The following is a 13434-nucleotide window of genomic DNA, read 5'->3' as shown; positions in this document are numbered from 1 at the left end:
GGGTAAACGAATCAGTGCGGTGTTTGGTTTGGTCATCGCCGCACAACGCCGCGGCGTTCGCTGACCACTTCATCGACCAACGCCGCGATCTCGGCGACGCCGTCTCGACGGGCGAAGGCCGCCTCGAGTTCGCGGGCGCGGCGCAGATAGGCGCCATTACTCAGCACCTCGCGCACCGCCGCGCGCACGGCCCCCGGCGTCGGTGTGGCCGTCCTCAGGTTGACGCCTGCGCCGGTCCAGGCGACCCGCGCGGCCACCTCCGGTTTGTCTTCGGTGTTACCCGCCACCACTAGCGGAACGCCGGTCGACAGCGCCCGCTGCACCGCCCCGTAGCCGCCGTTGGTAACCATGACGTCGACCTTCGGCAGCAGCACCTCATGCGGGATGTACTCGGCGACATAGGTATTCATCGGCAGCGGCATCCGCAGATGCGACACGTCGCGGCCGCCCGTCGTGGCGACCACAACGACGTCCTCGCCGCCGAGCGCCTCGATGGTCGGCTCGAGCAGCCTGCCCAGATCGGCGTTGTCGATCGTGCCCTGGGTGACGTGCACGACCGGCCGACCACCGTCGAGCTCCGGCCACCACTGCGGCGGGCGGAAACCTCGCGACGGTGCCGGGTGCACCGCGCCGACATAACGCACATGGGCTGGCAGATCGCTGCGTGGATAGTCGAACTCGGGCACGGTCGGTGCGATGTAGCGGTCGGCTAGCAGGCCGGAGTCCAGGATGAACATCGGCAGCGGGCGGCTGTTCATCCGGTCAAGAAGATAGTTGGCCGCGTTCTGTGATTGCCGCAGCAACACCTTCTGCGACAACAGGTTCAGTGTGCGGTTGCGCAGCCGCCCGAGCGGAGTCGACGACGGCGGCAGGCCCATGCCGCTCGGGGCGGTGTCGCGGCTGCTGATCATCAGCGGCGTGGTGGTGTAGGCCAGCACCGGCGGGCGAGCGGTCGGATCGCCGAGCAGGAACGGCAAGATCCCGAAGAAGCCCGCGTCCACGATGATCGCGTCGAACTTGGTTTGCGCCATCAATTCCGACAGCACCCGAGCCTGATGCGGCATCGGCTGCACGAACAGCCTCACGATGTCGAAGTTCACCCGCTTGATGCCCGACGTGTCGGCGCGGCCGGGCAGGTCGATGTCGAGGCGGGTGAGGTCGAAGTCGGCCTCGGCGGGTATCGCGTGGGGGGTCGCCCCGACGGCACGGATCCTCGCGGCGTGCTCGGCCGAACTCAGCACGGTGACGCGGTCCCCGCGGCTCACCAAGCCTTGCGCGACGTTGAGCAGTGGTCCGATGTGGCCGACCGGCGACAGCGACGCAATCAGAATTTCTGGCATGACGTCGATGCTCAGCCACCGCCACGGCGCGAGCTTGGAGGTTGTGTGGAGATTGGATGGAGATTGCAGGCAGAGAGCCTGCGCGCTCAAATGACGGCCGGGCGGACCATATCGAGCATCGTCCGGTTGAACTTCGCCGGTTCGTCCATGAAGGCTTCATGCCCGGACTCCTCGAACCAGACGAGCCGTTTCGACGGCGCCGTCAGGGCATCGAAGTAAGCAACGGTGGTCTCGGGCGGCACCCAGTGATCTCGGCGCCCGATGAAGAAGAAGACGGGCATCTGCAACACCGGTGCAGCCGTCGACAGGTCGAGCGCAGAGACCTCGGGCCACATCGCATCCATCGAAAACCGGAAGCCGCGTAGCTGATTCGGCAGATCGAAGACCGATGATTCTGTCCCACCGAGCGCGATCCTGCCGAACCTCCACAAGGCTCGAGGCTTCAGTTGGCCTTCGAATCGTTGCAGCCACGTGCGTTCCTTGAACACGGCGGACGCGGGGTACGGGGGCGGCCCGATCGCTCGGAGTTCCTTCAAGGCCTTTTGGTTGTCCCGACGCGACGCCTCGGCGAGCGCAAACGCGTATGACGCCGATTCCGCCTCGGCCCAGTTGCCGATCTGGCCGTTGCCGACGTACGCGGCCACCATGCCGGGAAACCGGGTGGCGTAGAGCACGCCGAGTACGGACCCCCACGAATGCCCGAAGATCGTGACCTTCTGTTTTCCGGTGCGTTCGCATACTGCGTCGACGAGTTCGTCCAGATCGGCAAGGAACTGCTCGACCGTCATCGAGTTCTTCGGAATGTCGCGTGAGAATGACTTGCCCGCCCCCCGCTGGTCCCAGTAGACGACCGTGAAACTCTCCTCGAGATCGGCGTTGAAATGGCGTAGCAGACCTGTCTCGGAAAAGCCTGGACCGCCGTGGAGATGGATGAGCACGGGGTTGTCAATGTTCTTGCCCCGCACCATGACCCACTGGTCGACGCCACCGAGCCGGCGATAGCCGATCTCGGCGATGCTCCCAGGCAGGATGGCGCCGGTGTCCGTGCGAAACGGCGGTGTACGTCCGGGGCGCCTCACTACGACCGCTTGATGCGGTCAGGGCGGGTGTAGACGTTCATCGACTCGCCCCGCAGAAACGCCACCAGTGTGAGGCCGGACTGGCTGGCCAGATCGACGGCAAGGGACGACGGCGCCGATACGGCGGCCAGCACCGGGATGCCCGCCATTACTGCCTTCTGCGTGAGTTCGAACGACGCGCGCCCGCTGACAAGCAGCACGGTCGAGGCGAGCGGGATGCGGCCGGCTTCCAAAGCCCAGCCGATGACCTTGTCGACGGCGTTGTGACGGCCGATGTCTTCGCGGACGGCCAGCGTGTCGCCGTCGACGCCGAACAGCGCTGCGCCGTGCAAGCCGCCGGTGCTGGCGAACACCTTCTGCGCGTCACGCAGCTTCCCCGGCATCGCCGACAGGGTCTCTGCGGCCACCGTCGACGGGTCGTCGCCGGGGCAGTGGCGGCTGATCAGCCGCACCGCCTCCAGTGACGCCTTGCCGCAGACCCCGCATGACGAGGTGGTGTAGAAGTTGCGGGTGACATCCACGTCGGGCAGCTGGACGTCGGGCGCCAGTGTCACGTCGAGCACGTTGTAGGTGTTGACGTTGTCAGGGCCTGTGCCCTTGCAATAGCGCACAGTAAGCACGTCGTCGCGGCGGCTGATCACTCCTTCGGTCAGCAAAAAGCCTTGCGCCAGTTCGATATCCGACCCAGGGGTACGCATGGTGACGGTTATGGGGCTGCCATTGACCCGGATTTCCAACGGCTCCTCGACGACGAGCGTCTCCGGCCGTGCGACCGCGTCGTCGGCGGTCACATGCTGCACCCGGCGGCGTGCTGTTACCCGCCCCACGTCGGCTCCAGCCTGACGACGATCGCCTTCGACACCGGTGTGTTGGATCTCGCCGCAGTGTGGTCCAGCGGCACAAGGGAATTGGTCTCCGGATAGTAGGCTGCCGCATTGCCGACCGGAGTCGAGTACGCGACCACCATGAAGTCCTTGGCGTGGCGCTCCTGGACATTGCCGTCGGCGCCGGTGAACTCCGAAACCAGGTCGACGCGGTCGCCGTCCTTCAGCCCGAACCGCTCGATGTCCGCCGGGTTGACGAACACCACCCTGCGGCCACCCTTGACACCCCGGTAGCGGTCGTCGAGCCCGTAGATCGTGGTGTTGTACTGATCGTGGCTGCGCAGCGTCTGCAGCACCAGCCGCCCCTGCGGCACCGGCACCCACTCCAGCTCGTTGACCGAGAAATTGGCTTTGCCTGTGCTGGTGGGGAATTCACGGGAATCGCGTGGGCCGTGGGGCAGCTGGAAACCGTCGGGTGCGCGCACCTTGCGGTTGTAGTCCTCGCAACCCGGCACCACTGCCGCGATCGCGTCGCGGATGGTGTCGTAGTCGTTGTTGAACTGTTCCCACGGCACCGGGTGATCCGGCCCGAGCAGGGTACGCGCCAGCTGGCAGACGATCGCGACCTCGCTGCGCACCTGGTCGCTCGGCGGCCGCAGGCTGCCCCTGGACAGGTGCACCATCGACATCGAATCCTCAACCGACACCTGCTGTTTCACACCGCTCTGAACGTCGCGGTCGGTACGACCCAGCGACGGCAGGATCAGCGCCGTCGCGCCGTGCACCACATGGCTGCGGTTGAGCTTGGTGGACACCTGAACCGTGAGCGCGCAACTGCGCAGCGCAGCCTCGGTGACGGCGGTGTCCGGTGTGGCCATCGCGAAGTTGCCGCCCATGCCCATGAACACCTTCGCCCGCCCGTCACGCATCGCTCTGATCGCGTCGACGGTGTCGACGCCGTGGTCGCGCGGGCTGACGATGCCGAACCGGGAATCCAATGCGGCCAAGAACTTTTCGGGCATCTTCTCCCAGATGCCCATCGTGCGGTCGCCTTGCACGTTGGAGTGACCGCGTACCGGACACAGTCCCGCGCCGGGCTTGCCGATCATGCCGCGCATCAGCAGCACGTTGGCGATCTCGGAAATCATCGGCACCGCATGACGATGTTGCGTCAGCCCCATCGCCCAGCACACGACCGTGCGCTCGGAGGCGGCCATCATCTTCGCCACGAGCTCGAGCTGCGCCCGATCGATGCCGGTGGCCTCCAGCACGGTGTCGATGTCGACGGCGCGGGTGCGGGCTTCGTATTCGGCGAAGTTCGCGCAATGGTCGGCGATGAAGTCGCGATCGACCACCGTGCCCGGAGCCGCATCATCGGCCTCCAGTAGCAGCCGGCCCAGCCCGGCGAACAACGCCATGTCACCGCCGAGCCGAATCTGCACGAACTCGTCGGCGATCGGGATGCCGTCGCCGATGACGCCGTGCACCTTCTGCGGGTCCTTGAAGCGGATCAGCCCTGCTTCGGGCAGCGGGTTGACCGCGATGACCTTGGCGCCGTTGGCCTTCGCCTTCTCCAGCACCGACAGCATCCGCGGATGGTTGGTGCCGGGGTTCTGGCCGGCGATCACGATCAGGTCGGCCTTGGTGACGTCCTCGACGGTCACCGAGCCCTTGCCGATGCCGATCGCCTCGATCAGCGCGGTGCCCGAGGACTCGTGGCACATGTTGGAACAGTCCGGCAGGTTGTTGGTGCCGAAGCTGCGCACCAACAACTGGTACAGAAACGCCGCTTCGTTGCTGGTGCGGCCCGACGTGTAGAACACCGCCTCGTTGGGACTATCCAGTGCACGGAGGTGGTCGGCGATCAACCGGTACGCGTCGTCCCAACTGATCGGCCGGTAGTGGTCGTCGCCCGGGCGTAGCACCACCGGTTCGGTGAGCCGGCCCTGCTGGGACAGCCAATACTCCGGCCGGCCCTCGAGGTCGGCGATCGAGTGGCGCGCGAAGAACTCACCGGTGACGACGCGCTTGGTGGCCTCCTCGGCGACGGCCTTGGCGCCGTTCTCGCAGAACTCCGCGAACTTGCGGCCGCCGGGTTCCTCCGGCCACGCGCAACCCGGGCAGTCGAAGCCTTTGCGCTGGTTGAGCCGGGCCAGGGCGGCCGCGGTGCGTACGGCCCCCATGGACTGCAACGCCCGCTGCAGCGACACCATCACGGCTTTCATGCCGGCCGCTTCATGTTCGGGGCCGGTGGCAACTATTGGATGTTCGTCATAGGCGACGTCGATGTCGCGGGTGACGTCGCGCCTGGTACCGAGCCGCATGTATTCAGCCTAGGTCGGCGGTCCGATGATCTGCACGACCTATCCCCACAGCAAACGCATTCTGGCGTTGACGACCGCGTAACAAGTTTGCCATCGAGTGTCCCTACGGTTGGCCGGTCAAGGTCCGCAAAGGTTGCGGGCGCGCGCACTGATAGGAACTCAATTGAGCGGAAATGCGGTCCGGCTGCAGGCGATCAACAATGTCGAGGGCTATGTGCCACCGGCGATCAGCTTCGTAGCCGGAGAGGAACCCGGTGAAATCTTCGGTTCGAACGTCTTCACCAAGGCCGAGATGCGGGGGCGGCTGCCGAAATCGGTGTACAAGTCCGTCGTGGCGACCATCGACAAGGGCGCCAAACTCGACCCGTCGATCGCCGACTCAGTCGCCGCGGCGATGAAGGACTGGGCGCTCGAGAAGGGGGCGACGCACTACGCCCACGTCTTCTACCCGCTGACCGGCCTGACTGCCGAGAAGCACGACAGCTTCCTCGAGCCCGTTTCCGACGGCGCCACCCTGGCCGAATTCGCTGGAAAGACACTGATCCAGGGTGAGCCCGACGCATCCAGCTTCCCCAGCGGCGGCCTGCGCAACACGTTCGAAGCCCGTGGCTACACCGGCTGGGACGTCACGAGCCCCGCGTACATCCTGGAGAATCCGAACGGCAATACCCTGTGCATCCCAACGGTTTTCGTGTCGATGACGGGTGAAGCGCTGGACCACAAGACCCCGCTGCTGCGCAGCCAGCAGGCCATGGGTGAACACGCCGAACGCATTCTGAAGCTGTTCGGCCACACCAACCACGAGAAGGTGGTGTCGTTCTGCGGACCCGAGCAGGAGTACTTCCTGGTCGACCGGCACTTCTTCTTGGCGCGGCCCGATCTGCTGAACGCCGGGCGCACGCTGTTCGGCGCCAAGCCGCCGAAGGGCCAGGAATTCGACGACCATTACTTCGGCGCGGTGCCCGAACGGGTGCTGGGTTTCATGATGGACACCGAGCGCGAGCTGTTCAAGCTCGGCATTCCGGCCAAGACAAGGCACAACGAGGTCGCGCCCGCACAGTTCGAGGTGGCGCCGATGTTCGAGCGGGCCAACATCGCCTCGGACCATCAGCAGCTTCTGATGACGACGTTCAAGACGCTGGCCAAGAAGCACGGCATGGAGTGCCTGTTCCACGAGAAGCCATTCGCCGGTGTCAACGGGTCGGGCAAGCACGTGAACTTCTCGATGGGCAACGCCGAACTGGGCAGCCTGCTGGTCCCCGGCGACACCCCGCACGAGAACGCGCAATTCCTGGTGTTCTGCGCCGCGGTGATCCGCGCCGTGCACAAATACGGCGGGCTTCTTCGCGTTTCGGTGGCGTCGGCGACCAACGACCACCGGCTCGGCGCCAACGAGGCTCCGCCGGCGATCATCTCGATATTCCTCGGCGACCAGCTGGCCGACGTGTTCGAACAGATCGCCAAGGGCGCCGCGACGTCGTCGAAGGGCAAGGGCACCATGATCATTGGTGTCGATACGCTGCCCCACCTGCCGACCGATCCGGGCGACCGCAACCGCACCAGTCCGTTCGCCTTCACCGGCAACCGGTTCGAGTTCCGCGCGCCGGGTTCGGGGCAGACGGTGGCGGTCCCGATGGTCATGCTCAACACGATCATGGCGGAGTCGTTCGACTACATCGCCACCATCCTCGAGAAGGCCGTCGCCGACGGGGAGGACTTCGACGAGGCGGTGCAACAGCTGCTCACCGACATCATCACCGAGCACGGTGCGGTGGTGTTCAACGGCGACGGATACTCGGAGGAGTGGCAGGTCGAGGCGGCCGCACGCGGGCTGCCGAACCTGAAGACGACGCTGGACGCGCTGCCCGAGCTGATCAAGCCGGAGTCGTTGGCGCTCTTCGAGAAATACAAGGTCTTCAACGACAAGGAGATGCACAGCCGCTACGAAGTCGGCCTCGAGCAGTATGCCCTCACGATCAACGTCGAGGCGAAGCTGACCGTGGAGCTGGGTTCGACGGTGATCCTGCCCGCGGCGATGCGCTACCAGACCGAAGTGGCCGCCAACATCGCCACGCTCAAAGCGGCGGGTGTGGAGCCGAGCACCGCGCTGCTCGAGGAGGTGTCGGCCCCGATCGCGGAGTTGACCAGTGCGCTGGCGGATCTGAAGAAGGCGCTCGAAGACCATTCGGCGTCGAGCGCCCACGCCGAGGCCGAACACGCCCGTGATGAGTTACTTCCGGCCATGGCAGCGGTGCGAGCGGCCGCGGACACGCTGGAAAGCCTTGTCGCCGACGACCTCTGGCCTCTACCCACGTACCAGGAGATGCTCTACATCCTCTGACGAGCTTCTCTGGCGGGTCGCCGAGTGTGGGGGGCGTGCCGGCAACATTGCCTGCACTGGTAAACCGCAACCCCCGCACTCGGCGGCCGTGACTACGGGAGCGCGACCCAGGCCGCGTCGTCGGCATTCGAGGCGATGGCGGCCTCGACGAACCGCACACCGATGAGGCCGTCGACGCCGGTGGGGATGGACAGATCGCGCGCCTTTTGGCCGCGCAGGATCTCGGCGAGGTCGAGGTAGAAGTTCGCGAACGCCTCGATGAATCCCTCGGGATGGCCGAGCCCGACCCGGGTGAGCCGCTTGGCGTCGTCGGACAGACTTGTCATGCCCTGGGCGAGAATCGTCGCGCCACCGTCGGGATCACGCACCGTCAGGTGGTGGGGATCCTCCTGGCGCCAGTGCAGGCTGGCGTCGTCGCCGAACACCCGGATCGTCAGACCGTGCTCGTGGCCGGTGGCCGCCATGGTCGCCCACAGGGTCGCCGGGGCGCCGTTGGACAGCGTGAGGCGGATGGTCGCGTTGTCGAACACGCGTCGTCCCGGCACCAGCGTGCTCAGTTCCGCCGAGATGCGGGTGGCCTCCAAACCCGTGATGTAGCGCAACAGGTGAAACGCGTGAATGCCGACGTCGCCGACCGCGCTTGCGGCGCCGCCGATATTCGGGTCCATGCGCCATTGTTCGAGCGGGGCCGACGCCCAACCGGAGGGAAATTCGACCGCGACGAACCGGATCCGGCCCAGGTCGCCGTTGCGGACCATGCGTGCGGCGTGGCGGACCATCGCGTAGGCCGAATAGATATGGGGCACAGCGAGTATGGCGCCTGACTTCTCGGCGACTGCAACGAGTTCGGCCGCGGTCTGCGAGTCGTTCGTCAGCGGCTTCTCGCACACCACCGCGATGCCGTTTTCGAGGAAGGCTTTCGCGATCTCGAAGTGGGTGTCGTTCGGCGTGACCACCGCGACGACGTCGAGGCGTCCGGCTTCCTGCTGGGCCATCTGCCGATAGTCGTCGTAGACGCGCTCGACGCCGAGGCTTGCCGCGAACTCGGCCGACGCTCGACGGTCACGCGCGAAAACGCCTGCGGCGAGCACGTATTGGTTGTCCAGCCACATCGCGTGGCGGTGGGCGGCGCCGATCATCGCACCGGGGCCGCCACCGACCATGCCCGCTTCCAGCCGCGAAATGCTCATGCTCTGTTTCTATCGCGGAGGTGGTGCTTACTTGTTTTGGGGGAAGCCCAGTTCGATGCCGCCGTGGCTGGGGTCGAGCCAGCGGCTCGTGATGGCCTTGCCGCGGGTGTAGAACTGCACGCCTTCGGTGCCGTGTGCGTGGGCATCGCCGAACAGCGAGTTCTTCCAGCCGCCGAAGCTGTAGTAGGCCATCGGCACAGGGATCGGCACGTTGATGCCGACCATGCCGACCTCGACCTCGTTCTGGAAACGCCGGGCGGCGCCGCCGTCGTTGGTGAAGATCGCCGTGCCGTTGCCGTACGGGTTCGAATTGATCAGGTCGAGCGCCTCGTCGTAGGACTCGACGCGCACCACCGACAGCACGGGCCCGAAAATCTCGTCGGTGTAGACGCTCATCTCCGGCGTGACGTGGTCGATCAGCGTCGGCCCAAGCCAGAAGCCGTCCTGCCCACCGTCGGCTTTAACGCCCCGCCCGTCGACGACGATCTTGGCGCCGTCCGTCTCGCCGGCGTCGATGTAGGACGCGACCTTGTCGCGGTGGGCCTTGGTGACCAGTGGGCCCATGTCGGCGTCACCGGTGCCGTCGCCGGTCTTGATGCCGCGGGCGCGCTCGGCGATCTTGGCCACCAGATCGTCGGCGATCGGGCCGACGGCCACGCAGGCGGAAATTGCCATGCAGCGTTCACCGGCCGAGCCGAAGCCGGCGTTGACCATCGCGTCGGCGGCCAGATCTAGATCGGCGTCGGGCAGTATCACCGCGTGGTTCTTCGCGCCGCCGAGGGCCTGCACACGCTTACTGTGCGACGTGCCGGTCTGGTAGACGTACTGGGCGATCGGCGTGGACCCCACGAACGACACCGATTTGATCTTGGGGTTAGTGAGCAGCTCGTCGACCGCGGTCTTGTCGCCCTGCAGCACGTTGAACACGCCTGGGGGCAGACCGGCTTCGGCCCACAGCTCGGCCATCCACAGCGACGCCGATGGATCCTTTTCCGACGGTTTGAGCACGACGGTGTTGCCCGTCGCGATCGCGATGGGGAAGAACCACATCGGCACCATGGCCGGGAAGTTGAACGGGCTGATGATGCCGACGGGCCCGAGCGGCTGGCGGATGGAGTACACGTCGACCTTTGTCGAGGCGTTCTCGGTGAAGCCGCCCTTGAGTAGATGCGGTATACCGCAGGCGAATTCGACGACCTCCTGGCCGCGGCTCACCTCGCCCAGCGCATCAGAGACGACCTTGCCGTGCTCGCTGGTGATGATCTTCGCCAGTTCACCCTTGCGCGCATTCAACAGCTCGCGGAAGTTGAACAGGATCGCGGTGCGCTTGGTCAGCGAGGTGTCTCGCCATGCCGGGAACGCCGCCGCGGCGGCATCGATGATTGCGCGGGCGTCTTGTTCGCTACTCAGCGCCACCTCGCCGGTGATCTGACCGGTGGCCGGATTCGTCACCGGCTGTGTGCGGCTGCCGGTGCCCTGGTAGGGCTTGTTGTTGGTCCAATGCGGAATGGTCTTGCTCATAATCACTTTCTGTACTTCGACACGTATTCGATCATGGTTTTCAGTTGGTAGCGCGACACGTCGTGGGCGTTCTCGTCCTCGGCGAACACCGACGACACCATCACGGTGTCGGGGCGGTCGTAGAAGCCGATCTCGGCAAGGCCGCCGAAGAACTCGTCCCAGTTCAGGTCCCCGTCACCGATCTTGAGGTGCTGATGCACCCGCGCCGGGCTGCCCGGCGGATTGGTGATGTAGCGCAGACCGTGGCTGCGGCGGTGATCCATCGTGTCCGCGACGTGGACGAGCCGCAGCTTTTCGCATGCGGCGCGCATGATTTCGGTCATGTTGCCACCCATGTGATAGCTGTGGCAGGCAACGTAGACCATCCCGATGTTGGGGGAGTTGACACCGCGAATGATGCGCAACGCCTCCAGCCCATCCTCGACGAAATCGTCGGGGTGTGGGTCGATGCGGACGTCGATGCCTTCGCGTTCGAAGATCGGCACCAGTTCCTCCATGGAGCGGAAGAACGCCCGCTCGGATTCCTCTGCGCGCTCGGGGCGCCCGGAGAATTCGGTGTTGATGACGTTGACGCCGAGGTCGACGGTGATCTGGACGACGCGTTTCCAGTTGCGCACCGCCGCTTCTCGCGCATCCTCGTCGGGCCCCGACCAGCGCAGCACCGGCAGCACCGACGCGATCCCGACGCCCACGTCGGCACACGCCTTGCGGAACTTGGCCACCAGCTCGTCGTCGGCGCGCGGATGGTTGAAGAACGGAATGAAGTCGCGGTGCGGGGTCAGCTGCAGATACTCGAAGCCCAAATCCGCGACGACGCGCGGAAAGTCGAGCAGCTCGTAGTCGTGGTGAAACGGCGTGGGATCCAACGCGATTTTCATCAGGCGCCCACCCTTTCCGCCAGTTCGACATCGACGCGCTCGCCGGTCTCCAGCGACCGAACACCCGCTTCACACACGGCCGCGGCGGCGTAGCCGTCCCATGCTGTCGGTCCGTCGACATTGACGCCGGATCTCACGGCGTCGACCCACCGCTGCACCTCGATGTCGTACGCGGTGCCGAATCGTTCCCGGAACCCCGGCGCGATCCGGCCGCCCCAACTTCCGGGAGCCGACTTGCGGACCAGGCCGACATCGAGACCGATTGTGGCGCTTCCCAGTTCACCGACGACCTCGGTGCGCACCTCATAGGCGACGCCCGTGGTGACGAACACCTCGACGTCGACGTGCCGGCCGCTGACCGTCTGGAAGATGGCGATCTGCGGATCCTGCAGCCCTCGCGGTGCACGCCGATTGACCATCGGCTTGATGATCTGTACCGAGGCGATCTCCTCACCCAGCAGGAAGCGTGTCACGTCGACCTCGTGCACCAGCGAATCCCTGACGACCATCGCGGAGTCGAAACTCGGTGGCACCGAAGGATTGCGGTGTGCGCAGTGCATCATCAGCGGCTGGCCGAGTTCGCCGCCGTCGATCAGCAACTTCAGCTGCTGATACTCAGGATCGAAACGGCGCATGAAGCCGACCTGGATCAGCGGCGTGCCAAGCGCCGCCTCGCGCCGCACCACCTCAAGGGAGGACGCCGAATCGGTGGTCAACGGCTTCTCGCACAGCACAGGCCTGCCCTGTTCCAAACAGGCCAACAGCTGCTTCTCATGCGTCGGGCCCGGAGTGGCGAGCAGCACCGCATCGACGTCGTCGTCGGTAATCGCATCGATCGGATCGGCCGCCACCCGTGCACCCGGCACGGAGGCGGCAACCTCCTGAGCCTTCTCGGTCACGTAGTCGTTCACGACGGCGACACGGGCCCCCGAGATGCGCGAGGCGATGCGTGCGACGTGGTCGGCGCCCATCGTGCCGACGCCGAGCACGGCAATACGCAAATCTGACATAGCTTTTCGACTCCTAGAACTTCACGGCCGGAACACCGCACGACCCGAGATACCGCCGCGTGCGTTGGGCGATCGGCAATGGCTGGTCGGGGTCACACGGGTACATGTCCTGCTCAACGATCGCGAACACGTCGATGCCGAGCTTCTCGACGGCCGCCAGCAGCGGTGGCATCTCCGGGATTCCGCGTGGCGGTTCGGTCATCGCGCCCAGCTTGACGGCCTCGCCGAATGGGAGGTCTTCGGCCTCGACCTTGGCCCGTACCTCGGGGTCGACCTGCTTGAGATGCAGATACCCGATGCGCTCCGGGGCACGGTTGATGATCGCGAGGTTGTCGCCGCCGCAGTAGGAGATGTGGCCGGTGTCCAGGCACAGATTGACGAATTCTGAATCCGTGCCGTCGAGGAAGCGGTAGACGTTGTCCTCGGTGTCGACGTGGCTGTCGGCATGCGGATGGTATTGCGCCCGCACGCCGTAGCCTTCGAACATCGCCTTGCCGAGTTCGTTCATGCCGTGGGTCTTCTTCTTCCACTGCTCGGCAGTCAGGTTGCGATCTTCGAGCACCTCGCCGGTGGCAGGGTCGCGCCACATCTCCGGGATCACGACGACGTGCTTGCCGCCGACCGCGGCGGTGAGCTTGGCGACGTCTTCGATCTGCTTCCAGACTGCATCCCACGAATTGTCTTGGTGCAGATGTTCGAACACCGTGCCCGCCGACAGCTTGAGGTTGCGTGCGGCCAGCTCGTCGGACAGCTTCTGCGGGTCGGTGGGCAGGTAGCCGTACGGGCCGAGCTCGATCCACTGATATCCAGACTCGGCGACCTCGTCCAGAAACCGGCTGTAGGGAGTCTGGTTCGGGTCGTCGGGGAACCACACGCCCCAGGAATCAGGAGCAGACCCAACCAGGATGGTGCTCATCGATGAATAGT

General features: G+C 65.5%; 10 protein-coding genes. 1 reads left to right on the top strand and 9 read right to left on the bottom strand.

The features are described 5' to 3' along the window. Positions 1-32 precede the first annotated feature (32 nt). The 4 genes from ACWW36_RS27900 to ACWW36_RS27885 form a co-directional block, all read right to left on the bottom strand. Positions 33-1340: a nucleotide disphospho-sugar-binding domain-containing protein gene (locus ACWW36_RS27900; RefSeq protein ID WP_456139156.1), complete on the bottom strand. Its 1308-nt coding sequence runs from the start codon at positions 1338-1340 to the stop codon at positions 33-35. An 86-nt stretch (positions 1341-1426) separates the two neighbouring features. Continuing rightward, complete coding sequence (locus tag ACWW36_RS27895; protein WP_456139155.1) at positions 1427-2419, bottom strand: alpha/beta fold hydrolase; 993 nt, start codon at positions 2417-2419, stop codon at positions 1427-1429. Continuing rightward, complete coding sequence (gene fdhD, locus ACWW36_RS27890) at positions 2419-3246, bottom strand: formate dehydrogenase accessory sulfurtransferase FdhD (protein WP_456139154.1); 828 nt, start codon at positions 3244-3246, stop codon at positions 2419-2421. Before fdhD ends, ACWW36_RS27895 begins: the two co-directional genes overlap by 1 nt. After that, positions 3234-5567 (bottom strand): FdhF/YdeP family oxidoreductase, encoded by a 2334-nt coding sequence (locus ACWW36_RS27885; RefSeq protein ID WP_456139153.1) that lies wholly within the window; start codon positions 5565-5567, stop codon positions 3234-3236. Before ACWW36_RS27885 ends, fdhD begins: the two co-directional genes overlap by 13 nt. A 163-nt stretch (positions 5568-5730) precedes the next feature. Here ACWW36_RS27885 and ACWW36_RS27880 point away from each other — a divergent pair, with 163 nt between their 5' ends. Further along, entirely contained in the window at positions 5731-7908 is a 2178-nt protein-coding gene (locus ACWW36_RS27880; protein WP_456139152.1) for a glutamine synthetase III family protein, read from the top strand. A gap of 92 nt (positions 7909-8000) precedes the next feature. Here ACWW36_RS27880 and ACWW36_RS27875 read toward each other — a convergent pair whose 3' ends face one another. Genes ACWW36_RS27875 through ACWW36_RS27855 form a run of 5 tightly spaced genes read right to left on the bottom strand, consistent with a single transcriptional unit; the run spans position 8001 to position 13423 of the window. Continuing rightward, positions 8001-9098, bottom strand: a complete 1098-nt coding sequence (locus ACWW36_RS27875; protein WP_456139151.1) for a Gfo/Idh/MocA family protein — start codon at positions 9096-9098, stop codon at positions 8001-8003. A gap of 27 nt (positions 9099-9125) precedes the next feature. Continuing rightward, positions 9126-10619: a CoA-acylating methylmalonate-semialdehyde dehydrogenase gene (locus ACWW36_RS27870; RefSeq protein WP_456139150.1), complete on the bottom strand. Its 1494-nt coding sequence runs from the start codon at positions 10617-10619 to the stop codon at positions 9126-9128. Positions 10620-10621: 2 nt separating this feature from the next. Then, the gene (locus tag ACWW36_RS27865) at positions 10622-11497 is read right to left on the bottom strand and encodes a sugar phosphate isomerase/epimerase family protein (protein WP_456139149.1); all 876 of its coding nucleotides are present in this window, start codon (positions 11495-11497) and stop codon (positions 10622-10624) included. Beyond that, positions 11497-12507, bottom strand: coding sequence for a Gfo/Idh/MocA family protein (locus ACWW36_RS27860; RefSeq protein WP_456139148.1), 1011 nt, complete (start codon positions 12505-12507; stop codon positions 11497-11499). The genes ACWW36_RS27865 and ACWW36_RS27860 overlap by 1 nt, the downstream gene beginning before the upstream one ends. A gap of 13 nt (positions 12508-12520) precedes the next feature. Next, the gene (locus ACWW36_RS27855; RefSeq protein WP_456139147.1) at positions 12521-13423 is read right to left on the bottom strand and encodes a sugar phosphate isomerase/epimerase family protein; all 903 of its coding nucleotides are present in this window, start codon (positions 13421-13423) and stop codon (positions 12521-12523) included. Positions 13424-13434: the final 11 nt, after the last annotated feature.

This window comes from Mycobacterium sp. MMS18-G62 (genome assembly GCF_053877835.1).
This window is presented reverse-complemented; position numbering and strand designations above follow the sequence as displayed.